This is a genomic window from Paenibacillus lacisoli (assembly GCF_030580655.1).
Classification (GTDB): domain Bacteria; phylum Bacillota; class Bacilli; order Paenibacillales; family Paenibacillaceae; genus Paenibacillus; species Paenibacillus lacisoli.
Genome location: NZ_JAUQTB010000010.1, coordinates 1 through 21,913, shown reverse-complemented (window position 1 = coordinate 21,913; position 21,913 = coordinate 1). Strand labels below are relative to the sequence as shown.

Below are 21,913 nucleotides of genomic sequence, written 5' to 3'. Positions count from 1 at the left end.
AGCTTTGCTTACTCGATATATAAACTTGGCTGTCTGGGGTTGAAACAAAAAAACACGGGATTACATGGATTTGGAAGTAAAGATGAGTATAGAAGAGTAAAAATGATTTTTTATTCAATAATTGCTGGAAATAAGAACTTTACAAATAATTTTAGAAGATAGGCAATATGATTGCTTTGACTAATACAAAGAAGAGAAGTCATAGGAGGGTAGATACTGCAGATAGGCCGCCAAAGTCATGATTAGGCACAGAAGCCTGCGGGTAAGGAGTCGTAAATCTTACGATTTACAATCAAAGGCCTAACTTTATACGGAGGTGGACCGCCATGATTAAAGTTATAACTTCGGAACAACGAAAGACCGACGAGCGCCGCGGGATGCACAGTGAACTCAGTTTCTCATATGGGAATCTGGATGATCCCCACAATGCACATTTTGGCTGCTGTCTGCTGCATAACGATAACATCATGAACCCTGGAGAAGAGCAGGAAGAGCAGCTTCATCACGATCTGGAACTGGTAAGCTATGTATATTCAGGAAGGCTGCAGCATTATGATTCGCTGGGTCATGTTCAGATTCTGGAGCCTGGAAGTGTACAGGTACTGACGGCAGGTTCAGGTATCAGGCATCGTGAATACAATGCTTCCCAGCAGGAAGATGTTCGCTATATTCAAATGTGGTTTTTGCCGAGAACGCGCGATACAGAGCCAGCGTACAATTATCGATCCTTTACTGAGGAAGAACGATTAAATGTTCTGCTGCCTGTCATCTTATCAGGAGGGGCGGGAGTACAGGAGGGGGGTCTTCGCATGGATCAGGAGGTAGATCTTTATGTGTCCCGTCTGGACGAAGATAAGCAGCTTGAGTATAGGTCCAGGCACAGCGGTCAGCGGCGCCTTCATCTGTTTGTGCTGGAAGGCAGTCTTGAAATATCCTGTGAGGAAGGTACCCTGCAGCTGAATACGGGCGACGCTGCCCGGATTCAGACAAGCAGTAAGCTAAAAATCCTTTCACAAGGACATCAAGGCCCGACCGAATGGATGCTGACCGATATGCCTTAATGATTAGGCTGCAATATAAGTATATTATAAAGCCACCCTCCGGCTGTTGGCACAGCAGAAGGGTGGCTTTGTTCGTTCGCATTGTCATTCACAGTGATATCAGGCCTTGCGAAGCCGTCCCAGCTCGGACACAATCGCTTCGACCTCAGAAATACTCAGATTCGGCTTGTTCATAACCATATCATAGACATCATGGATATCCTCATACTGTTCTACAGAGAATGCCGAAGCCTGCATGGCAGCACCGCTGGCCATCCGAAGCTTAGTCTTGATACCCTCAATCATGAATTCTATGTTTGCCTGTGTCGGTTGCGTTAAATCCATTCCAGTACTCATCCTTTCAACATAAACAGAGGTTGCCTGTATTGTAACATGACCGATAGCGGTCTACCATTTTTTTTGCCCATCCACAAGGCTTGAAGTACAATTAATACATCATTAAAGATTTTGGTTTCGTGTTAAAATGTATTGATATTACTGCAGTTAGCTGCAAAAGCAGGTTTGTCATTATGATTAAAAGGAGAGAGACAGCAGCGTGTCCATTTACACCCGTAAAGCGAGCAGCCGACGCCGAAAAACCGAAATGCATTCTCAGCCAGCCCGGCCCACGAAGGTAGAAGGCAGAGGACTGCAAGCTTTTTTTGCAGGGATTCACGCTCTTCATCCATTAGAAAACATAACATTCCTATGCATCGGAACGGACCGGTCAACCGGCGATGCATTAGGTCCATTAACAGGGACTATGCTGCTGGAGCAGGGCTTTCAGGATGTTATAGGAACGATGGTGAATCCCTGTGATGCGAGCAATCTGAGCCGGAGACTGCAGCAGGTCCCAAAACAACGAATCGTGATCGCCATTGATGCCTGCCTTGGCCAGCCTGGTGCGGTTGGAAGTTTCTTGACCGCTGACTCGCCCTTATATCCGGCTGCTTCCATCGGACTGGATCTGCCAGCGGTTGGGCATTACAGTATAGCTGCTGTTGTGAATGAACAGGGCCCCCGTCCTTATGCAACCCTGCAAATGACATCTTTGCACCACGTGCTTGGTATGGCATCCATCATTGCCAAGTCTGCAGCGGCAGGATTCGGACTCCATCCACAACATGGAACTGCTGAATATGGTTTCAGATAAGCCAGTTTTGCTTAATAATATACATTGGTTTGACCAAGCCGGCCTGCCGGCAAGTATACATATATAGAAAGAAGGTATTAGCATGGAAAAGATCTTGTGCGATGGACAGCATCTCTGTTACGTTGACCAGGGAAAAGGGGACGTCGTAGTCCTTCTTCATGGTTTTTGTGGAAGCTCCGCTTACTGGGAAGAAGTCGTACCTTATCTGAGCAAGCACTATCGGTGCATTGTACCGGATCTGCGCGGCCATGGGTTGTCTGATGCGCCAATGGGGGCTTATACCATTGAGCAGATGGCTGACGATGTCATCTCCCTGCTGAATGAATTGAAGATTGAGAAGGCGACGGTATTAGGTCATTCGCTGGGCGGCTATATTACGCTGTCGATAGCCCAGCGTCATGCGCATCGTCTGGAGCGTTTCGGACTGATCCATTCTACCGCCCATGACGATACCGAAGAGGGAAAGGAAAAGAGACTGAAGGCCGTATCCACCATTCAGTCCCAAGGCATTACCGACTTCATTGATGGTATGACGCCAGGCTTGTTTGCTCCCGAACATGTGGAGACGCATCCGGAGTGGCTGGCCAGAATCAGCGAGATTGGTTACCGTACACCGCCGCAGGGAGCTGTAGGTACAGCACTGGCTATGCGCGAGCGTCCGGACCGCCGGGACGTTCTCTCTGCGACAACCCTTCCTGTCCTGCTCGTGGCTGGTGAGAAGGATCAGATTGTACCTGCAGAACGTACCTTCACGGTCGATAAAAAAAATGTAACCCAGGCTGTCATTTCAGATGCGGGTCATATGAGCCTGATCGAAGCTCCGCAGAAGCTGGCAGAAATTATCGTTCAGTTCATCGGAGCAGCCAGCACTGCAGTCAAGTAAGAGTATTATACCTGATCATATGTTTACCATCTTTATCTGTATATTCAGGCCGGGCGGCAGTCCCGGCCTGTTTGCCGTATCCATTTGGCATTTGGGATGGAGTAGCGTACAATCAAGAGGATAAAGGGGAAAGGCGGCAAGAGGAATGCTGAGACGTGATTATCTGGTACGAATGATTGAAGAAATGACCGATGTGGTAGCAAGAGTGTTCACATTGAAGCAGGACAAGAAGCATACCGAAGCCCTGCTAGAGCTGGATGAGCTTCTCCGTAAACAGTTCCGTCTTAACTCGCGGCTGCTGAATTCCATGTCCGCTGAGGACATTATCGAATGGTTCCGCTTGCGGGACGGTGTAGAAGTGGATAAGGTACAGCAGGTTGCCCGTATTCTTGAAGAAGAAGGCCGGGTACTGCTGGATCAGGGGGAACAGGACGAAGGAATCGTACGTCTGATCAAATCCCTGCATTTATATATATACAGCGATCTGAACGGTGCGGCCCGTGAGCCGCAGCAGCTGGGTGATCGCATCAGGGATACCCTGGCGGCGGTCAAGGATTATAAGCTGCCTCAGCAGACCCGTATGCTGCTGGCCCGGTTCCATGAAGAACAGCAGAAGTTCGATGAAGCCGAGAACCTCTGGTACCGCCTGGTACGGGACACGCCGGAGCTTCGTTCTGAAGCGGTTGCTTTTTACGAGCGGCTGCTGACCCGTAACCCTGAAGAGCTGGAAGCGGGCGGTCTGCCGCTGGACGAAGTACAGGAGGGGCTTAACGGCCTGCTGCAGCGCGGGCCGGTCGAATAGCGCATGAAATCAACAGTGAAAGTGAGATGTACCCGTTGGATTCACTACGTAAACTAATCACACAACTTATCGAAGAGCAGACGATTATTACCGCTACGCTAAGTCAGCTGCGGCGAAGAGAAGGAGCGTCCTACACAAAGGTGCAGGTCAAACCGGTCGTTCTGAAGAAAAATTTGTATTATCAGTTCGCCTATTATCAGGCGAACAAAGTAACCCATGAGAACCTGACAGCCGATGAGGCGGAGGCACAGTTTATTGCCTTATTCGAGGATACCTTTCGCCAGGGTCTGATCTGTACGGTTGAGGCGGATTATCAAATCCTGGTCAGCAAGAAATATAAGGTGTCCATCCTGACCAAGACCCCTTCCAAGCAGGCAGCTGACCTGTCACACAACCGCAAGAAGCAGTATGTTCTGGAGGAAGGAGTACCCGTTCCTTTCCTGGTCGAACTTGGCATTATGAATGAGGATGGCAAGGTGCTGGCCAGAAAATATGACAAGTTCAAGCAGATTAACCGTTTCCTCGAAATGATCGAGGACATCATGCCGAATCTGCCGGAGGGCCGACCGATTACCATTGTAGATTTCGGCTGCGGCAAGTCGTATCTGACCTTTGCACTTTATCATTACCTTGCGGTTCAGCAGCGGCGCAAACTGCAGGTGGTTGGCCTGGATCTCAAGGCCGATGTCATTGAGCACTGCAGTAATCTTGCTTTAAAGCTGGACTACACCGATCTGCGATTCCTGGTTGGGGATATTGCCGACTACGATGAATTGAAGCAGGTGGATATGGTCGTGACACTGCATGCCTGCGATACCGCCACCGATGCGGCGCTGGAGAAAGCTGTCCGCTGGGGGGCCTCGGTCATCCTGTCGGTGCCGTGCTGTCAGCATGAGCTGTTCCCGCAGATTCAGAATCCGGTGCTGGATCCGCTGCTGTCCCATGGTATTCTCAAGGAACGATTCTCCGCGCTGGCGACGGATGGCATCCGGGCGAAGCTGCTGGATATTATGGGCTACCGGACCCAACTGCTGGAGTTTATTGATATGGAGCACACGCCGAAGAATATTCTTATTCGGGCGGTTAAAGGCCAAGCCGGCAGCCGTGAACAGCTGTGGGGAGAATATATCGCTTTTCGTGATTTTTTGCATGCTGATCCTTATCTGGAACGGGCCTGCCGTGATTTGCTGCCGGCACCGCATGGCGATGGGGAACAGGAAAGTCCGCAGATTCATTAGGTAAGACGCATTCAAATCCATGTTATCCGGAATACGGATGGGGACAGTACACAGCAGTGTGCTCCCCGCGCAAAAGGAATTCCCGGGATGTTATCGCTTCTTCATCAAGTGAAGAGAAGATAACATCCCTTTTTTTGATTTTTGGCTGAATCCGGCAGGGATCGACTGAAAGCAGACCGTCTCGGCAACCCTGAGAAGAAGAGCAACCGGGCAAGGTAGATAACCAATAAATTTATTCTCCTGCGGGGGTCAATACCGACAGCGGAGTCTACACCGGGTTGGCTCGGCAACAATTATGGGTAAGTACACTCAGGGCAAGGGGATGGAGTAATTGCTGCAGAAGGAAATCCACTGGATCGGTGCGCTCTGGCTGGTGAGCCTGGCGGGCGCCTGTCTAGGCTGCGGGTTGTTCTTTACGCATCATATTTATATTTCATCATTCTCGTGGAGTATATCCTGGTTGATGATTCTGCTGCTGCCGCTCTTGCGCTCATGGAGCAGAAGTAGGGCGGGACACTTGATGATTCCGTCTGCTGCCTATCGGTATACTGCTCCGTCACAGGACAAGATCCGCGGCGCGGTGCATATGCTGGAAGGAGGACCTCTGCTGCTGCTGCCCCTAGCTATGGCAGCATGTTATACTATCGGCTTCTTCTCTGTCAGCCGTAATCTTCAGGCCAGCCTGGATGAGCTGCTGCGCTGGCTGCTGTATACCGCTGCTGCCGGCATAGCCTGCGCTCTGGCCCGCACCGGCACCGGGCGGCGCTGGCTTCATGCCGGCTGGCAGGCCGCCGGCTGGCTGCTGGTCCTGTCCGCGCTGTTCGCGGCATACGGCATCGTTCCGCTGCCGTACGCCGTCCTGCGCAGCCAGGACCCGGAGCTCTCTGCAGCAGGGGCCCGGCTGGCCGGTCTGCTGCAGTACCCCAACGCCCTCGGCGCCGCCGCGGCGATGTTCGGGCTCGAGCGGCTGTTCGCCGCCGCTCGGGTGTGGGCGGCCCTGCCTGCAGCCGGGCCGCGCCTGCTGGGTGCGGTGCTGCCGCTCCCGCCAGCCTGCGCCGTGCTCCTCCTCAGCGAGTCGCGCGGCGCCCTGCTCGCGGCCGGCTTTGCCGCGGCCGCGGGCCTGGCCCTGCAGCGGCGCGGTCTGCGCGGGCCGCTGCTGCTGTGCGCCGCAGCGCCGCTGGCGGGCGGCGCGCTGATCTATCGACAGCTGGCAGAAGCCCAGCTGGCGTCATCGGGGCCCGGCCTGCTGGCGGCGGTCGGGCTGTGGGCAGCAGCCGTGCTCGGCGTACTGCTGCCGGCGCAGCGCCTGCGGCGGCGGGTAGGCCGAGCACGGCCGGCTGCGGCGCTGCTGATTGTGGCGGCGGCAGCGATTGTCGCCGCCGGGGCGATCCTGCCGGTGATGCAGGATCGGCTGGCCGGCCGCATATCGACAGCATCTGCACGGATGCTGATGTACCGGGATGCGGCCGAGCTGGTGCAGGCGTCGCCTTGGCTGGGCAGCGGCGGCGACACCTGGAGGACGGGATTTCATGCCGTCCAGTCCCAGCCCTACGCGGGCGCGGAGGTCCACAGCGGCTTCCTCGATATTCTGCTGGATACCGGTGCCGTTGGGCTGGTCCTGGTAGTGCTGTGCCTGATGGGACTCGCTGGTGTGATGTGGAGACATGCACAGGAGCTGCTGCCCCCGCTGCTGGTATGGGTACTGCATGGAGCAGTCGACTTCGATTGGAGCTATGGGCTGTTCTGGCTGCTGCTGCTGAATCTGGGCGCTATGGCCTATGGACGAAGGCAGGAGGAGAGGCAAGAGGTGAATGATTACGGGGTTACTTTTGCTGATGAGCACGCTCGGGCTTGTCCTTCGGCAGATGGGAGAGTGCCCCAGCGGGCAGGGGAGCGAAAATCTACCAGCGATGCCGGAGTATCTGTGATTCTGCCGGAGGCAGCGGATGAACGGCACGCAGAACAGGCGGCATCCCTTGTTCACTTCACAGGCATCTTCAATCTGCTGCTGGCCGGAACGGTCATGCTGCTCAGCCTGCACGGATTCATGTCCGAACGGCTGATGCATCTGGCTTCAGAGGAGGGCATAGGAGAAAACAGAACCGCACTGCTGCAGCAAGCGGCCCGCTGGAGCCCGTACCGTCTGGACCTGCGGATCGAGTGGAGCCGGCAGCTGCCTGCTCCTGCTGCGCTAGAGGTTTTGTCTGTATTCCGGCCGTATGTCCCTTCCCAGCGTACGTTGTTCATGGAACTGGGTCAGCTCGCGGTAAAGCTGGGGCATCATGAAGAGGCGGCCTCCTACTTTCAGCAGGCACTCAGCTTGGATCGCTATAATCAGCACAGTTACGATTCCCTGCTGCGTGCTTTGGCGGCATCTGCGGAGCATCAGCTGCGTCTGGGGCGAGAGGAAGCTGCGCGGAAGACAGCGCAAGCCGGCCTGAAGGTCTACGAGACCTACAGACAGCTGGCGGAAATGGCCGGGAAGAACAGCGTACGGAATGACCGCAGATTTAAGGTCAGTCAGGAGGGCAGGCAGCTGGGAGAACAGCTGGTTGTCATGGTAGAGAGTTTAACCAGGAACCATCCATAAGAACACGTTGGGGCTGCAGTCCAGCCTCCAGTTCACCGGCAGCCATCAAGCGCTGAGCAGCAGCACTAGCCGCCGAAAGAGCTTCGGAAAGCCGCTGCCAGCTCAGCTTCATCTACCTTCCACAGTGCGGCGAGCTCGCTGCAGACGTTCTCGTCCCACCAGTCGCACAGCAGCTTGCGGTTGCTGTGATGCTCATGGATCCACAGCAGGTTTTCTGCGACCTTGCGTACATACAGATGGTCACCTTGTTCTACCAGATCAGGTGATATATAAGTTTTCAGCTTCTTGCGCGTACGATACAGTTCCTTGCTGCAGGCTCGCCGGATGCCGCGGGCGGACGGGAGCTGCCGCTGGGGATTGCTGTGCTTGGGCGGTGGGGTATGGGGCATGGACTCATTCCTCCTTTATGCTGTATCCTATGCAAACAGCAGAAGGGGGTGCCTATCCGCAAAGTGCACGGAATCGCAGGCCATACACGAAGTGATATGTACCTATAGGTATACATCCTCAAGCCCCGTCATGCGGGCGATTGGACGAGTAGCACCGGGGGAATCGCCTATGCTAAAATAAGATGGAATTTTGTTCAGGCATCCTGCATGGGTTTGCACTCTCTGACAAGGGCGGGCGAATTATAAACCGGATCGATGTGGGCCTATGGACTCCACAGGTTTCTGGCTGGAAGCTGCTGCAGGGAGCAACTAGATGCTGGCACAAATACATATTAGGAAGAGGGTCGAGAGTGGATATTATTTCTGGTATCATTCAACATTTGTTCGAATGGCTTCGAAGCCTCGGTTATTTCGGGATTGTGCTTGGTTTGGCGGTAGAAGTCATACCAAGTGAGATCGTTCTCGCCTACGGCGGATTTCTTGTGCATCAAGGCGATCTGAATTTTTATCTCGCTGTTCTGTTCGGTACGGTAGGGGCACTGCTGCAGCAGTGGATTCTGTATTTTATCGGACGGTTCGGCGGACGCCCTTTTCTGAACAAGTTCGGCAAATATATCAAAATTAAGCCTCACCATATGGATATTGCTGAAAATTGGTTTAATAAATATGGATCGGGCATTGTCTTTACCGCCCGGTTTGTCCCTGTCATGAGACAGGTCATTTCGATTCCGGCCGGGATTGCCAAGATGTCACTCTGGCGCTTTTCCATCTTAACCCTGCTTGCTTCCATTCCATGGTCTTTTCTATTTGTTTATCTGGGAAGCGTGCTGGGCGATCAATGGGAAAATATTCATGAGAAGGCTGCACCTTATGCAACACCGGCTATCCTCGTAGCGATTGCCGTACTTGTGATCTACTTCCTGCTGAAGTGGAACTCCAACAAAAAGAAGAAGGGAAGTGCTTGAAATGAGCAGCAAACATAATGTATCTCATTATTTTGGCAAAGGTCTTTCCCCCCAGGAGTTTATAGACAGCATGGAGAAAAATCAGGAGGCTTTCCAGTCCTGGTATGACTCGTTTGAATGGCCGAATGAAGAAGAACGCGAGTTTTTCGAAAGTCTGAATCATCGGGATGATCTGCGCGTAGTCATTCTTGCAGCAGATTGGTGCGGTGATGTTGTTCGTAATGTTCCGGTCGTATTCCGGGCCATGCAGTACGGCGGTGTGCCGATGGATGTCCTGATTATGGAGAATCATCTGGCCCTGATGGATGACTTCCTGACAATGGGTGGACGCTCGATCCCTGTGGTGATTATTGCCGATACCGGTGGTCACGTGCTGGGCCGCTGGGGTCCTCGGCCGGAGCAGGTGCAGGAAGTCATGGTTTCGTTTAAGCAGGCCAATCCGGACCGTGAGGCAGCAGATTACCAGGATCGTCTGCTCGAGGCCCGCAAGGAAATGAAAGAACGTTACGGGGAGGGAACCGGGATTCATGCCGTCATTCTTCGCGAATTACGCGAACTGATCTCGGGATTATAAGTGATGCTGAACATAAGAAGTTTCAGTCTGGGGCCCTTGCAGACCAACGCCTATCTGCTGCAAGGGGAAGATCCCGGACGTGCGGTCATTATTGACCCGGGCATGAACCCCAAGCCGCTGGTGAAGGCCATTGAGCACTTGGAGATTGAGGCGATTCTGCTGACCCATGCCCATTTTGATCATATGGGCGGAGTCGAGGAAATCCGCCGCAGCAAAAACTGCCCGGTCTATCTGCATCCATTAGAACAGGATTGGCTGACAATACCGAAGCTGAACGGATCACTCAATTGGCCGCAGGTGACCGGTCCGCTGACCACAGAGCCGGCGGAATTCGATTTGGCTGAAGGCCAGAAGCTCGAGCTGATCGGGCATACGTTTACCGTATTCCATACGCCGGGACATTCCCCGGGTAGTGTCAGTTTTTTGAATGGTACCGATCTGTTCTCGGGAGATGTCCTGTTCCGTCAGGGTGTGGGACGTACGGATCTGACAGGCGGGCGGGAGCGCGATCTGATAGATTCCATTCGCAGCAAGCTGTATCGCCTGAACGATGAGGTCACAGTATATCCGGGACATGGTCCGAAGACAACGATCGGCTATGAGAAGGCGAATAACCCGTATGTGCCGGCATAATCACGGAAATTGTTAGATTTTGTCTGGACAAGGCTTCAATAGATTGCTAATATAACTTTAATGAATTTTTGAAGAGCATATGAAGTTTAACCATGCGAAGCACGCAGACTGTGGAATTAATCCCGGTTTGCGTTCTTTTTTTATACCTTGAGGGGGAGAAGTGTGAAGAAGGATATCGTCTACCGTATAGATTCCGGTGCATGCCCGGGGCGGGAACAGCAGGCTTCCGGAATGCCGCACAGAGGAAGGTCCAGGAATTTACGAATGCCAGGATGGCAGCATGTCGTGAAGCAGGGAGGCGTGCTTCCTCAGCCATGGTATCGGCGTCTGGGAGAATGGCGGGAACAGGAGTAGTCTTCATTTCGGTATGTATGGTCCCTGGAAAATTTCACATTCTCTTCATCTAACAGACTTAGATTAAGATAGACATCACTTTGATTTTTTAGTAGACTGAATAGATAAGGACAGACAGCTAGGAGGTAGACGATGCATCAATTAGGGGAGAAAATTATCATCGTTGCAGACGCCTTTGAGCAGCATCTTCCTGTGGGGGAATATGGTTACATCATTGCGTATGATCGCAACCCGGACAATGCGTTTGACTACGTCATCCGTGTACCACAAGCAAACCGTAACTTTTATGTGCCTTCTGGCGATGTTGAGCTCGAGGAAGATCTGCTGAGATGGGAAGCAGAGTTGGTGGAACGGGAAGCGTTGATTGATTTCGCACTCGCTACACATAACGAAGAGCTGTTTAAGCAGGTTATGAATGGTCCGTCGGGCAGTGAGGAACTTAAGGAAGAGCCCGCTGCAGAGTCGCTGTCACAGGCTGATTTTATCAAACAGGTCAATCTGCGAGCTTGGATATAAGGGTCGGCGTAAGCCGGCTCTTTTTGTTTACTGAAGATTGAATTGTCCAACTTTCTACAATATAATTAAACTCGTTATCTTGAAACTTTAGTCCTTTAAACGGCGAATCCATGGGTTCGCCCTTTATATACAAGCATTTTGGATAAAGCGCTGCGTTCTTGAATTAAAGAATGGTTGTCAATTTATGCGGAATGCTGATAGGGAATGCCTGTTCATCAAGTGAATACGGTATAGACTGATACTTTCCAGAGAGGAGCTGACCTTAATGAGTATTTCCAAGGATGATGTTCAGCACGTGGCCCGTTTGGCCCGTTTGAACCTGAGCGAAGAAGAAGAGCAGACCCTGACGGGACAGCTAAACGCCATATTGCAGTATGCGGAGAAGCTGAATGAGCTGGATACGACGAATGTAGAGCCGACAACCCATGTGCTTCATGTCAGCAATGTGATGCGTGACGACGTGGCCCATGACAGCCTGCCGATCGAGAAAGTGATGCTGAATGCACCTGACGAAGAAGACGGGCAATTTAAAGTGCCGGCTGTTCTGGAATAGACCTTATTGAAAGGAGGAGAAGCAACATGAGTTTGTTTGATTACACGTTGCCGGAAATACATAACAAGCTGCATGCCAAAGAGGTATCAGTGAGCGACCTGACGGAGGAAGCCTTCCGAAATATCGGAGCACGTGAAGAGCGCGTGAAGGCGTATCTGACGCTGGACGAAGAAGGGGCGCGTGAGACAGCACGCAAGCTGGATGACAAGCTGGCTTCCGGAGAAGCACGGGGACTGCTCTTTGGTCTGCCTATGGGGGTTAAGGACAACATTGTTACGGAGGGACTGCGCACCACGTGTGCGAGTCAGTTCCTGTCCAATTATGATCCAATCTATGACGCTACCGTCATGACCAAATTGCGGCAGGCAGACGCTGTTACGCTTGGCAAGATGAACATGGATGAATTTGCAATGGGCGGTTCCAATGAGAACTCCAGCTTCTATCCGGTTCGCAATCCATGGGATCTGGAGCGGGTGCCGGGCGGCTCCAGCGGTGGCTCTGCCGCAGCGGTTGCCGCTGGGGAAGCCTATTTTACCATTGGCTCTGATACTGGCGGCTCCATCCGTCAACCGGCATCCTATTGTGGTGTAGTAGGACTGAAGCCGACTTATGGGTTAGTATCCCGCTTCGGTCTCGTGGCCTTTGCTTCTTCCCTGGATCAGATTGGTCCAATTACGAAGAATGTTCAGGATTCCGCTTATGTTATGCAGGCTATTGCCGGGTATGATGCCAAAGACTCTACATCGGCGAAGGTCGATGTTCCGGATTACCTAAGCGCGTTAACCGGAGATATTAAAGGTCTGCGTATTGCCGTTCCTAAGGAATACCTCGGTGAAGGTGTGGATGCCCAGGTCAAAGACATTATCATGTCTGCCCTGAGTAAGCTGGAGAGCCTTGGTGCTGTATGGGAAGAAGTATCCCTGCCGCATACGGAATATGCCGTTGCCACCTATTATTTACTGGCTTCCTCTGAAGCATCTTCCAACCTGGCCCGGTTTGACGGCGTTCGTTATGGCGTTCGTGCAGACAATCCGGACAACCTGATTGATCTCTATCACCAATCCCGCAGCCAAGGTTTCGGCCCGGAAGTGAAACGCCGGATTATGCTGGGTACCTATGCACTCAGCTCCGGTTACTACGATGCTTATTATTTGAAGGCGCAGAAGGTACGTACTCTGATCAAACAGGACTTCGACCGTGTCTTTGAAAACTATGATGTCGTCATTGGACCGACGGCACCTACAACAGCGTTTAAGCTGGGCTCGCAGGTTGAGGACCCGCTGACGATGTACCTGAACGATATTCTGACCATTCCAGTGAGCCTCGCCGGTGTTCCTGCGATCAGTATCAATGCCGGATTCGCGGATGGTCTGCCGGTAGGACTGCAGATTATCGGCAGGGCCTTTGATGAGAGCACAGTGCTGCGCACGGCGCATGCCTTTGAACAGAATACCGATTTCCATAAACAGCGGCCCGAGCTGTAAGTTGACAGAGAAGGAGGGAAACCTGAAATGAGTACATCGAAATATGAAACGGTAATCGGTCTGGAAGTTCACGTTGAGCTTCATACCAATTCCAAAATTTTCTGCGGCTGCTCTACTGAATTCGGAGCACCGCCGAACACCCATACCTGCCCGGTCTGCCTTGGTCATCCAGGGGTACTGCCGGTCCTGAACCGGCAGGCAGTGGATTATGCGATGAAGGCTGCCATGGCCCTGAACTGCACGATCGGAGATGTCAGCAAGTTTGACCGCAAAAACTATTTTTACCCCGATTCACCCAAGGCCTACCAGATCTCGCAGTATGATCAGCCGATCGGTGAGAACGGTTGGATCGATATTGAAGTGAACGGAGAAACCAAACGAATTGGCATTACCCGTCTTCACCTGGAAGAAGATGCTGGTAAGCTGACACATATTGATGGCGGATATGCATCTCTGGTCGACTTTAACCGGGTCGGCACACCGCTGGTTGAGATTGTATCCGAGCCGGAGATTTCTTCAGCAGAAGAAGCAAAAGCCTATCTGGAGAAGCTGCGTGCCATTATGCAGTACTGTGAAGTATCCGATGTGAAAATGGAAGAAGGCTCGCTGCGCTGTGATGCCAATATCAGTCTTCGTCCCGTTGGACAGGCAGAGCTGGGAACCAAGGCTGAGCTCAAGAACATGAACTCCTTCCGCGGCATTCAGCGTGGGATTGAATATGAGCAGTTCCGTCAGGCTGAGATTCTGGATGAAGGCGGCCTGGTCGTACAGGAGACAAGACGCTGGGATGAAGCCCAGGGCAAAACACTGTCCATGCGCAGTAAGGAACAGGCACACGATTACCGTTACTTCCCTGATCCGGATCTCGTAACCCTGCATATCGACGAGGAATGGAAGGAACGCATTCGTGCGAGTATTCCCGAGCTTCCGGACCAGCGGAAAGCCCGGTATACGGCGGAGTACGGTCTGCCGAGCTATGACGCGGAAGTGATTACTTCCTCCAAGCCGCTTGCTGATCTGTTTGAAGACAGCCTGAACTACACCAAGGATGCCAAGTCGGTATCCAACTGGATCATGGGCGACCTGCTAGGTTATCTGAACACAGCAGGGCTGGAGCTGCCGCAGGTGCCTTTGACCGGCCAAGGACTCGGCGAGATGATTGGTCTCATCGAGAAGGGGACCATCAGCAGCAAGATTGCCAAAACCGTCTTCAAAGAGATGCTGGAGAGCGGCAAGCTGCCGCAGCAGATCGTGGAGGAGAAAGGTCTGGTCCAGATCAGTGATGAAGGTGCTATTCTTGCCATCGTGGAGCAGGTGGTTGCGGCCAATCCTCAATCGGTTGAGGATTACAAGGCAGGCAAGCAGAAAGCCATCGGCTTCCTGGTAGGTCAAGTCATGAAAGAGAGTAAGGGAAAAGCCAACCCAGGTCTCGCCAACAAATTGCTGGTTGAAGTGCTGGGCCGTTCATGAGATAGAACCACAACGGAATAGAACCAAAAGGGCTTGTCGCAGGTGGACAGGCCCTTTTGCATATGCTGATTCATAGACTATATAAGGGAGGCGCCATATCATGATCACCCGATTAGACCTGCAGGATGAAGATACCGTGCAGCAGCTGTGGCAGCTGCAGCACATCGCGTACCGGATTGAGGCCGAGCTGATTGGTTTCACCCAAATTCCGCCTCTACAGGATACCTTTCAGTCGCTGCAGCAATGCGAGGAGACTTTTTATGGTTGGATCAATGAAGAGGCTGGAGAGCTGATCGGCGCAGTAGCTGTGGAATCCGAGGAACCAGGTACGCTGACGGTTACCCGCATGATGGTTCACCCTGACCATTTCCGCGAAGGTATTGCCCATGCGCTGCTGTCTTATGTACTCCATGCGTATTCCGATGTACACCGTTTTATTGTCTCGACAGGCACGCGCAATATTCCTGCGTTTTCCCTGTATACGAAACATGGTTTTAAGCCTGTATCTGCTTTTGATGTGGCTCCCGGGGTGGAGCTGACGCTGTTTCATCTGGAGGGACCAAGGGAAGGATCCGTCAGCGGAAACCAATAGGAGAATGGAGTTAGAAGTAAGGATGCAAGGAGAGAGAGGGGTACATCATTGAACAATCCCTGGTTGATTGACAACACACACATTTTTCTAAGACTGCTGCTGGCGATGCTGCTGGGCGGTCTGGTAGGCTTCGAGCGTGAACGTTCGAACCATGCTGCGGGTCTTCGGACACATATTCTGGTCTGTCTGGGATCCGCGCTGATCATGATGTTATCCGTATACGGTTTTTCTGATTTCGTTAAGGAAGTTAATGTCCGAATTGATCCGGCCCGTCTGGCTACAGCAGTCATTACGGGTGTTGGTTTTCTCGGTGCGGGTACGATCCTGTTCACGGGAAAATCCATTACAGGACTGACGACAGCAGCCTCGATCTGGGTTGTAGCAGCGATTGGTCTGGGGGTAGGAGCGGGATTTTATTTTGCATCCATTGTCTCTACTGTGCTCGTACTGTTAAATCTGTGGGTTTTTAACAAGATTGAGTCACGTTATTTAAAAAGCCACAAAGCGCACGTTATCACGATTTATGCTTTCTCGTCACCGGAATTACTGGAGGAGATCTCGGATCTGCTCACACACCATAAGATTAAGATTCGCAAGGTTACGGTGAACGTTCACCATGATGCACCTTTTAAGGAGCTTTATCCTGCGCAGGATAGCCTGGAAATTTCCCTTCAAGTGCTGGCCTCCGGAGGGTTCAGTCCGATGGTTCTGATTTCTGAGCTGCGGAAGCGGAACGATGTCACTTCGGTTTCAGTTGAATAGGCGGAAGAATGATATCCAGATATTTTCCAGTTACTGCGTGATCAGAATAGGGTAGTATCTAACCATTGACCTTTAATGTTGTTCATGGTTGGGAGGTAAGTCGAATGAATGAGAATGGCAGAACGAACGCAGGTAAACGTCGGAACAAACAGCGATTTCAGGCCCGTAAGGGATTTGCTGTCCTACTGGCAGCTCTAATACCCGGTTTGGGTCACCTGTTTTTGGGCCTGTTTATCAAGGGGCTGACCTTTATGCTGCTGCTGCTTCTGGATCTGTCTGCCATGTTGTACGTATCATCGATTGGCATGCAGATCAACATACCACTGCTTATTTTGCTGGGTTTGTTTGTGCCCGGCTTGTATTTTTATAATATCTATGATGTGCTTCAATCCGCTGATTTAATTCTTTACCGCCGCAGACTGAAGGCCGAGGGGACAGATCCTGATATACCGTCTACACAGATGCGGCTGTTCCAGCGTGAACGGGGAGTATCATTTGGTATTCTGCTGGTACTCGGCGGGAGCCTGATGATCCTCTTTTATCAGAAGCCAAGGTGGCTGGCTGCCTTCTTCGCTAGTTATGGGACATATACGCTTGCAGTCCTGTTAGTAATCGCGGGATGTTTGTTTTTCCTGAGAGAGATCAGTTTCAGTCGGCGTCGTCGTCGTGGCTAGAGCAGGGAGGAGGATTTGATGACCAATCGTAAAATTAGAGTCGGACGTTATACGGCATCCCTCCTTCTTCTTGTAATGGGAGGTCTGCTGCTGTGGGACAAACTGCAGAATACGGACGTCATGTTTCGTTTGTTGAAATGGTGGCCGGCGATCTTCATCTGCTGGGGCGTGGAATATATCCTTTTTTTCCTGCTTCATATACGTCGCATGCGTGCAGCCAAGACAAAAATCCGGTTTCGTCCAGATTTCAAAGGAGTGTTTCTTTCCCTTCTGCTGTCGGCCTCGGTATTCATTGTGATTGAACAGAGTCATTATGCACATCTCTGGAACCGGGTAAGTATGAACCTGACTGCTTCCTCGATGGAGTTTAGCGAAGCCAAGGGAGAGTCCGTTGATAAAGGAGATCTGCTGATTCCAGTAGAGGAGGACACGGCCAAGCTGGTCGTTGAATCCGTTAATGGAGATATTGAGCTGCGGCGTGGACTATCGGATGATGTAGAGGTCCATACGGAGTTATGGGCAGACGAGGTTTCAGCTTCAGAAGCCGCCAAAATTGCGGAGGAATCCCAGCTGACAGCTTCCACGGGGAAGACGATGACCTTGACGCCCAAGGGGCAGACTTACGGCTTGTCCGGAAAGAGACAACCGCGTATGAACCTGACGATCTCTCTGCCTAAGTCCAAACGGCTGAACATCGAGGTGCGTACAACGAATGGCAGCATCGTGCTTAACCGTGTGGATGCGGCGGACAGTTTGCTGCTGGAGACAGGCAATGGCGGTTTGACAGTAACGGATACGATCGGGAAGCTTACGGCAACCACGCTTAACGGTAATGTGAAGGCTCACCGGGTGACCGGAGATATTGAGATGAAAACCAATCGCGGCAACATGGAGGTAGGTGACATACGGGGTAATGTGAGCTTGTCCACCATGGTCGGGAATATCGCTGTTGCGAGAAGCCTGTATGATATTCATGCCGACACGAAGAACGGTAATATTGGTATCCACGGCGCGGATGCGGCGCTGGATGCGCAATCATTGAATGGCGGAATCAGTATCTCGACAGCCTACGTAGGCGGTGATTGGAATGTCTACAGCGCGGTCGGGGAAATCAAGCTGGAGCTGCCGGGAACCAGTGATTTCAAAATGGATGGCAGCATCGGTTATGGTACCATTTCAACCAATCTGCCGTTGACCATTGAAGGTAAGACAATCACCGGAACGATCGGCACCGGAGAATATGACATCAGCGTTGAGGGCAACAGTGATCTTATCGTTAACAATTCAGGTTTTACCCCGGCTGTACCCGCGACGACGCCGCAAATCCTCCAGCCGGCTCGTTGACAATAAAGTTGCCGTAACCTTACAATGGACGTAGAGTTCAAAGACGATAAGTAATAAGGTTAAAGGTGGTGGACATAGATGGGAACTCGCGTCCAGCATGCATTGGAACAATTGAAGATGAATGGTGTACGCATTACACCCCAGCGACATGCCATCCTGGCTTACCTGCTGGAATCTATGGCACATCCTACAGCTGATGAAATCTACCGTGCTTTGGAGCCGCAATTTCCTAGCATGAGTGTTGCGACTGTATATAATAACCTGAAAATGCTGATGGAAGCGGGTATGGTAAGAGAACTGGCTTATGGAGATAACTCCAGCCGTTTTGATGCGAATATATCGGATCACTATCATATCATCTGCAAGCAGTGCGGCAAGATTGAGGATTTTTCCTATCCTTCCCTGCTTGAGGTGGAGCGCCAAGCCCAGCACAGTACCGGATTTCAGGTGCATGGGCACCGATTAGAACTGTATGGGGTTTGCAAATCTTGCAGTGCTGTTCATTAATCCCGTAAAATGGAACGTGTGAATTCATTCTGAATTCCACGTTTTTTTGTTTTTTGGCATACAGCATGAGCGCACAGATGAGAACAATAGATATCTGAGAGTTATACGGAGGTAAAGGTGAGCAGAAGAAAAGGCTATACATCAAGACGAAGAAGACGTAATTCCGGCATGAGCTTTAAGCGTTTATTAGGCATTATTATTATCCTCTGCGGAGCGGGTTGGCTGACTTATCAACTGACGGAGCATGCGTTTCATGAAGAGCCGGAGTGGCGCAAACTGAACAAGCCGATTTTTGTAGATGGGCAGGTCATGGATGCTGAGGCGTCCGGTTCAGGAGAAAATTTGAAGCTTCCGCTGCGTGTACTGCAGGAGGCCGTGGATCCCGGTATTCGATATGAGGAAGACAAGCAGACGATTATTATGGCATCCCCGGATCAGCTGCTCAAGATGAATGTAGACAGCAGTAAGAGCTCTTTGAACAACAAGGCGTATGCACTCAAGACTCCGCCCTCAAAGGAAGGAGATGTTGTCTACGTGCCTATTCAGCCGCTCAAAGAGGTCTACGGAATCACCGTCAGAGAGGATGAAACAACGGGTGCCGTCCTTTTACTTCGTGCGGGTGAGAAGGTTACATATGCTTATATAGCCAAAAAATCGGACCCGAAGGATACGATTGCTCTGCATAAGGAGCCATCCTCCGTATCCGCTATCTATGCAGAAGCTGTGCAGGGGGAACGGGTGCGGATCTGGAAAGATGAAGGTTCCTGGTACGAGGTCCAGCTGGACAATGGTTATACGGGTTATGTGAAGCATGGACAGCTGAGCGGGTTTAAGGATCGTCGGGTAGAGGACAAGGTATTCCTGGACACACCGGCACAGCAAAAATGGGCACAAAAACCTGTTAATCTAACCTGGGAAGCAGTATATGACCGCAAGCCGGACGTCAATCAGATCGGCAGACTTCCTGGTGTGAATGTTATCAGTCCTACCTGGTTCAGCATCGTCAATGGAGAAGGCCAGGTTGAGAGCAAGGTTGATCCGGCCTATGTGAACTGGGCGCACAGACAGGGAATAGAGATATGGGCGCTGCTCAGCAACAGCTTTGAACCTGAACTGACCTCCAAAGCGCTTGCCAGCTATGAAAGCCGTATGAGCATTATCAGTCAGATCATCGCTTATACGACCCGTTACCAGATTGATGGCATTAATATTGATTTCGAGAGCGTGAAGACGGAGGACGGGGATGAGGTTACCCAATTCGTTAGAGAGCTGAGGCCGTATGCGCGGCAGCATGGCTTGATATTATCTATAGATGTGACCCCCAAGTCGAACAGTGAGCTGTGGTCCAAATTTCTGGACCGCAAGACGCTGGGAGGGCTGGTTGACTATATGATGGTGATGGCCTATGACGAGCACTGGGCTTCAAGTCCGGAAGCCGGTTCGGTCTCCTCACTGCCTTGGGCTGAGAAAACGATGCGTCGTATCCTCGAAGAAGACAAGGTACCGGCCAGCAAGCTGGTGTTGGGAATCCCTTTGTACACGAGGGTATGGACCGAGGCGGCGAACACCGATGGGACGACCAAAGTAAGCTCCAAAGCAATCGGAATGGAATCCGCACAGAACATTTTGCAGGATCAAAAGCTTAAACCTCAATTCTTGAAGGATATAGGCCAAAACTATGTGGAGTACCAGGCTAAGGAGGGGCTTCGACGGATCTGGCTGGAGGATGAAGAATCCCTTAACCGGAGGGTAGAACTGGCCGAATCTTTGAAATTGGCTGGCATCGCTACGTGGACCCGCAGTCTGGCAAGCTCTGACGCATGGAATGTTCTCAAGACGTTCCAAAAACAAAACTGACAAATGTAACAGCCATCATTTTATTTATTTATCGACAAGAGGCAACACGTTCAGGTCTCCGCCATGTGCGGAGGCTTTTTTATTAAGACATTAGTAGCAGAAAAAATGGATTTTCTTTTATAAAATGCATCGTTGGTTGCAGGCGCTAAATGAATCTCATAGCAGGAATGAGTAGTGGTTTTGTAGAAATATGTTATAACTGCAATGGCGGTACACCGTTATGAATTGTATGGAGGGGAACGTGGAATTGACCAATCTATCTGTAATAGCCAAAGAGTCGATTGAGTTCAATGCTGTTGGTGCCGTTGCTTATCATCAGCCTGTTCAGGCATTTTATGGATCGCTGCTGCAGGATTTTGAGATGCTGGTGATTATCGTGTGTGAGCGTAAGGATGATTGGTGCGAAGTGCGGCATTCCATTTGTGGTGAACAGCGTTATCAGGTTATGTATGTATCGACCTCCTATATCGAGACTGGAATGATTCAGGGCGGTTGTCACTCTCTCTTTAGATATATTGCTGAAGGAGATATTTTGTGGCAGGCAGATCAACAGATCGAACGTATCCGGGAACGGGTTGCTGTGTTTACGGATCAGCAGAAGGAGAAGCGGCTTCTGAAGGAATTTGCATGCTTTCTATATTACTATGTAGAAGGGAAACGCTACCTGGCAGAAGGGGATGTAGTAGATGCTTACCACAATGTGCTTGAATCGCTGGGACACTGGGCCAAAATTGAACTGATTGAACGCGGCATCCGGCCAGAGGATGGGGTGTGGGCACAAGTGCGGGGGCTCAATCGCGGAGTCTACAAGCTTTATGAGGAACTAACGATCAGCACAGAAACTTTGTCACAGCGTGTGGAGCTTGTCCTTTTAGCCTGTGAGTTTTCGGTCATGTCCAAAATGGGAGAGTGCACAGCGCTTTTGCTCCGGATTTTGCGCAGTCGCCGTGAGCCTTGGAGTATTGAAGAGTTGACCATGCACCCAGAACTGCAGCATATAAGTGTAGGACTGCCGCTGGTTATAAGGAAACTGGTGTATCGTTCGCTGGTGAAGGAGCTGCCAAGGTGGAAGATGTCTTCATATGAGGGAAGAGAGTTATGCTATATCGTGGATTAATGCGACTAAAGCACAGAGTGCCTGGGGAGTTTAAGTAAAGGGTTGACTCAACCGGCAGCAGCATGATACATTAGAGCTCGCCCCTAGAAGGGGAGAAATGATGGAATCGAGCAAATGATGTCGAGAATTATTTGCGAAAAATAAAGCTTGACGAATCGCTCGGTTGCATGATATATTATAAGAGTTGCTGCTGAGTTAAAAAACTTAGTAACAATGCTAACTGAATGGCTTGATCTTTGAAAACTGAACAACGAGTGAGTATGGCTGTTGCGCAAGTAACAGCAAACCATGAGATTTATATCTCGTCAGATTCAAAATGAGCTTATCGCTCTTTTCAATACTTTATTGGAGAGTTTGATCCTGGCTCAGGACGAACGCTGGCGGCGTGCCTAATACATGCAAGTCGAGCGGGGTTT

General features: G+C 51.3%; 23 protein-coding genes and 1 rRNA gene. 22 read left to right on the top strand and 2 right to left on the bottom strand.

Annotated elements, in window-relative coordinates:
• Positions 1–326: 326 nt before the first annotated feature.
• Entirely contained in the window at positions 327–1,061 is a 735-nt protein-coding gene (locus Q5741_RS15625) for a pirin family protein (RefSeq protein ID WP_305025046.1), read from the top strand.
• A gap of 99 nt (positions 1,062–1,160) precedes the next feature.
• Here Q5741_RS15625 and Q5741_RS15620 read toward each other — a convergent pair whose 3' ends face one another.
• Positions 1,161–1,385 (bottom strand): DUF1128 domain-containing protein, encoded by a 225-nt coding sequence (locus tag Q5741_RS15620; RefSeq protein ID WP_305025045.1) that lies wholly within the window; start codon positions 1,383–1,385, stop codon positions 1,161–1,163.
• A gap of 259 nt (positions 1,386–1,644) precedes the next feature.
• On the opposite strand from Q5741_RS15620, the gene yyaC reads away from it, so the two are divergent.
• From yyaC to Q5741_RS15595, 5 genes are all read left to right on the top strand, one after another.
• Entirely contained in the window at positions 1,645–2,193 is a 549-nt protein-coding gene (gene yyaC, locus Q5741_RS15615) for a spore protease YyaC (protein ID WP_305025044.1), read from the top strand.
• Between the two features lie 82 nt (positions 2,194–2,275).
• On the top strand, positions 2,276–3,076 hold the full coding sequence (locus tag Q5741_RS15610; protein ID WP_305025043.1) for an alpha/beta fold hydrolase: 801 nt from the start codon (positions 2,276–2,278) through the stop codon (positions 3,074–3,076).
• 145 nt (positions 3,077–3,221) lie between these two features.
• A complete protein-coding gene (locus tag Q5741_RS15605) occupies positions 3,222–3,878 on the top strand; it encodes a DUF6483 family protein (RefSeq protein WP_305025042.1) in 657 nt (218 codons plus the stop codon).
• Between the two features lie 26 nt (positions 3,879–3,904).
• Entirely contained in the window at positions 3,905–5,116 is a 1,212-nt protein-coding gene (locus tag Q5741_RS15600; protein ID WP_305025041.1) for a class I SAM-dependent methyltransferase, read from the top strand.
• Positions 5,117–5,447: 331 nt separating this feature from the next.
• Positions 5,448–7,706 carry an O-antigen ligase family protein gene (locus tag Q5741_RS15595; protein ID WP_305025040.1) on the top strand — a complete coding sequence of 753 codons (2,259 nt, stop codon included), beginning with the start codon at positions 5,448–5,450 and terminating at the stop codon, positions 7,704–7,706.
• Positions 7,707–7,771: 65 nt separating this feature from the next.
• Here the strand turns inward: Q5741_RS15595 and Q5741_RS15590 are convergent, their stop codons facing one another.
• Positions 7,772–8,095 carry a dehydrogenase gene (locus Q5741_RS15590; RefSeq protein ID WP_305025039.1) on the bottom strand — a complete coding sequence of 108 codons (324 nt, stop codon included), beginning with the start codon at positions 8,093–8,095 and terminating at the stop codon, positions 7,772–7,774.
• A gap of 350 nt (positions 8,096–8,445) precedes the next feature.
• On the opposite strand from Q5741_RS15590, the gene Q5741_RS15585 reads away from it, so the two are divergent.
• The 16 genes from Q5741_RS15585 to Q5741_RS15510 form a co-directional block, all read left to right on the top strand.
• Entirely contained in the window at positions 8,446–9,060 is a 615-nt protein-coding gene (locus tag Q5741_RS15585; protein WP_305025150.1) for a DedA family protein, read from the top strand.
• A gap of 1 nt (position 9,061) precedes the next feature.
• Positions 9,062–9,634: a thioredoxin family protein gene (locus tag Q5741_RS15580; RefSeq protein ID WP_305025038.1), complete on the top strand. Its 573-nt coding sequence runs from the start codon at positions 9,062–9,064 to the stop codon at positions 9,632–9,634.
• Positions 9,635–10,267 (top strand): MBL fold metallo-hydrolase, encoded by a 633-nt coding sequence (locus tag Q5741_RS15575; RefSeq protein ID WP_305025037.1) that lies wholly within the window; start codon positions 9,635–9,637, stop codon positions 10,265–10,267.
• Between the two features lie 162 nt (positions 10,268–10,429).
• Entirely contained in the window at positions 10,430–10,621 is a 192-nt protein-coding gene (locus Q5741_RS15570; RefSeq protein ID WP_305025036.1) for a hypothetical protein, read from the top strand.
• 132 nt (positions 10,622–10,753) lie between these two features.
• Complete coding sequence (locus tag Q5741_RS15565) at positions 10,754–11,137, top strand: ATPase (RefSeq protein WP_305025035.1); 384 nt, start codon at positions 10,754–10,756, stop codon at positions 11,135–11,137.
• Positions 11,138–11,402: 265 nt separating this feature from the next.
• On the top strand, positions 11,403–11,690 hold the full coding sequence (gatC, locus tag Q5741_RS15560) for an Asp-tRNA(Asn)/Glu-tRNA(Gln) amidotransferase subunit GatC (protein WP_305025034.1): 288 nt from the start codon (positions 11,403–11,405) through the stop codon (positions 11,688–11,690).
• 26 nt (positions 11,691–11,716) lie between these two features.
• Entirely contained in the window at positions 11,717–13,174 is a 1,458-nt protein-coding gene (gene gatA, locus Q5741_RS15555; protein WP_305025033.1) for an Asp-tRNA(Asn)/Glu-tRNA(Gln) amidotransferase subunit GatA, read from the top strand.
• A 27-nt stretch (positions 13,175–13,201) separates the two neighbouring features.
• Positions 13,202–14,644 (top strand): Asp-tRNA(Asn)/Glu-tRNA(Gln) amidotransferase subunit GatB, encoded by a 1,443-nt coding sequence (gatB, locus tag Q5741_RS15550; protein WP_305025032.1) that lies wholly within the window; start codon positions 13,202–13,204, stop codon positions 14,642–14,644.
• Positions 14,645–14,744: 100 nt separating this feature from the next.
• Positions 14,745–15,236 (top strand): GNAT family N-acetyltransferase, encoded by a 492-nt coding sequence (locus Q5741_RS15545; protein WP_305025031.1) that lies wholly within the window; start codon positions 14,745–14,747, stop codon positions 15,234–15,236.
• Between the two features lie 48 nt (positions 15,237–15,284).
• On the top strand, positions 15,285–15,998 hold the full coding sequence (locus tag Q5741_RS15540) for an MgtC/SapB family protein (RefSeq protein ID WP_305025030.1): 714 nt from the start codon (positions 15,285–15,287) through the stop codon (positions 15,996–15,998).
• 104 nt (positions 15,999–16,102) lie between these two features.
• Complete coding sequence (locus tag Q5741_RS15535; protein WP_305025029.1) at positions 16,103–16,672, top strand: hypothetical protein; 570 nt, start codon at positions 16,103–16,105, stop codon at positions 16,670–16,672.
• Between the two features lie 18 nt (positions 16,673–16,690).
• Complete coding sequence (locus Q5741_RS15530; RefSeq protein WP_305025028.1) at positions 16,691–18,016, top strand: DUF4097 family beta strand repeat-containing protein; 1,326 nt, start codon at positions 16,691–16,693, stop codon at positions 18,014–18,016.
• Between the two features lie 78 nt (positions 18,017–18,094).
• Positions 18,095–18,523 carry a peroxide-responsive transcriptional repressor PerR gene (perR, locus tag Q5741_RS15525; RefSeq protein ID WP_305025027.1) on the top strand — a complete coding sequence of 143 codons (429 nt, stop codon included), beginning with the start codon at positions 18,095–18,097 and terminating at the stop codon, positions 18,521–18,523.
• Between the two features lie 168 nt (positions 18,524–18,691).
• On the top strand, positions 18,692–20,380 hold the full coding sequence (locus tag Q5741_RS15520; RefSeq protein WP_305025026.1) for a glycosyl hydrolase family 18 protein: 1,689 nt from the start codon (positions 18,692–18,694) through the stop codon (positions 20,378–20,380).
• A gap of 247 nt (positions 20,381–20,627) precedes the next feature.
• Positions 20,628–21,497, top strand: coding sequence for a nucleotidyltransferase-like protein (locus Q5741_RS15515; RefSeq protein ID WP_305025025.1), 870 nt, complete (start codon positions 20,628–20,630; stop codon positions 21,495–21,497).
• 342 nt (positions 21,498–21,839) lie between these two features.
• Positions 21,840–21,913 (top strand): 16S ribosomal RNA (locus Q5741_RS15510); the annotation flags it as partial.

Excerpts from the sequence above, each read along its gene's own strand:
- Q5741_RS15625 (WP_305025046.1), top strand. The coding sequence starts at position 327 with ATGATTAAAGTTATAACTTCGGAACAACGAAAGACCGACGAGCGCCGC.
- Q5741_RS15620 (WP_305025045.1), bottom strand. The coding sequence starts at position 1,385 with ATGGATTTAACGCAACCGACACAGGCAAACATAGAATTCATGATTGAG.
- yyaC (WP_305025044.1), top strand. The coding sequence starts at position 1,645 with ATGCATTCTCAGCCAGCCCGGCCCACGAAGGTAGAAGGCAGAGGACTG.
- Q5741_RS15610 (WP_305025043.1), top strand. The coding sequence starts at position 2,276 with ATGGAAAAGATCTTGTGCGATGGACAGCATCTCTGTTACGTTGACCAG.
- Q5741_RS15605 (WP_305025042.1), top strand. The coding sequence starts at position 3,222 with ATGCTGAGACGTGATTATCTGGTACGAATGATTGAAGAAATGACCGAT.
- Q5741_RS15600 (WP_305025041.1), top strand. The coding sequence starts at position 3,905 with ATGTACCCGTTGGATTCACTACGTAAACTAATCACACAACTTATCGAA.
- Q5741_RS15590 (WP_305025039.1), bottom strand. The coding sequence starts at position 8,095 with ATGCCCCATACCCCACCGCCCAAGCACAGCAATCCCCAGCGGCAGCTC.
- Q5741_RS15580 (WP_305025038.1), top strand. The coding sequence starts at position 9,062 with ATGAGCAGCAAACATAATGTATCTCATTATTTTGGCAAAGGTCTTTCC.
- Q5741_RS15565 (WP_305025035.1), top strand. The coding sequence starts at position 10,754 with ATGCATCAATTAGGGGAGAAAATTATCATCGTTGCAGACGCCTTTGAG.
- gatC (WP_305025034.1), top strand. The coding sequence starts at position 11,403 with ATGAGTATTTCCAAGGATGATGTTCAGCACGTGGCCCGTTTGGCCCGT.
- gatA (WP_305025033.1), top strand. The coding sequence starts at position 11,717 with ATGAGTTTGTTTGATTACACGTTGCCGGAAATACATAACAAGCTGCAT.
- gatB (WP_305025032.1), top strand. The coding sequence starts at position 13,202 with ATGAGTACATCGAAATATGAAACGGTAATCGGTCTGGAAGTTCACGTT.
- Q5741_RS15545 (WP_305025031.1), top strand. The coding sequence starts at position 14,745 with ATGATCACCCGATTAGACCTGCAGGATGAAGATACCGTGCAGCAGCTG.
- Q5741_RS15535 (WP_305025029.1), top strand. The coding sequence starts at position 16,103 with ATGAATGAGAATGGCAGAACGAACGCAGGTAAACGTCGGAACAAACAG.
- Q5741_RS15530 (WP_305025028.1), top strand. The coding sequence starts at position 16,691 with ATGACCAATCGTAAAATTAGAGTCGGACGTTATACGGCATCCCTCCTT.
- perR (WP_305025027.1), top strand. The coding sequence starts at position 18,095 with ATGGGAACTCGCGTCCAGCATGCATTGGAACAATTGAAGATGAATGGT.
- Q5741_RS15520 (WP_305025026.1), top strand. The coding sequence starts at position 18,692 with ATGAGCTTTAAGCGTTTATTAGGCATTATTATTATCCTCTGCGGAGCG.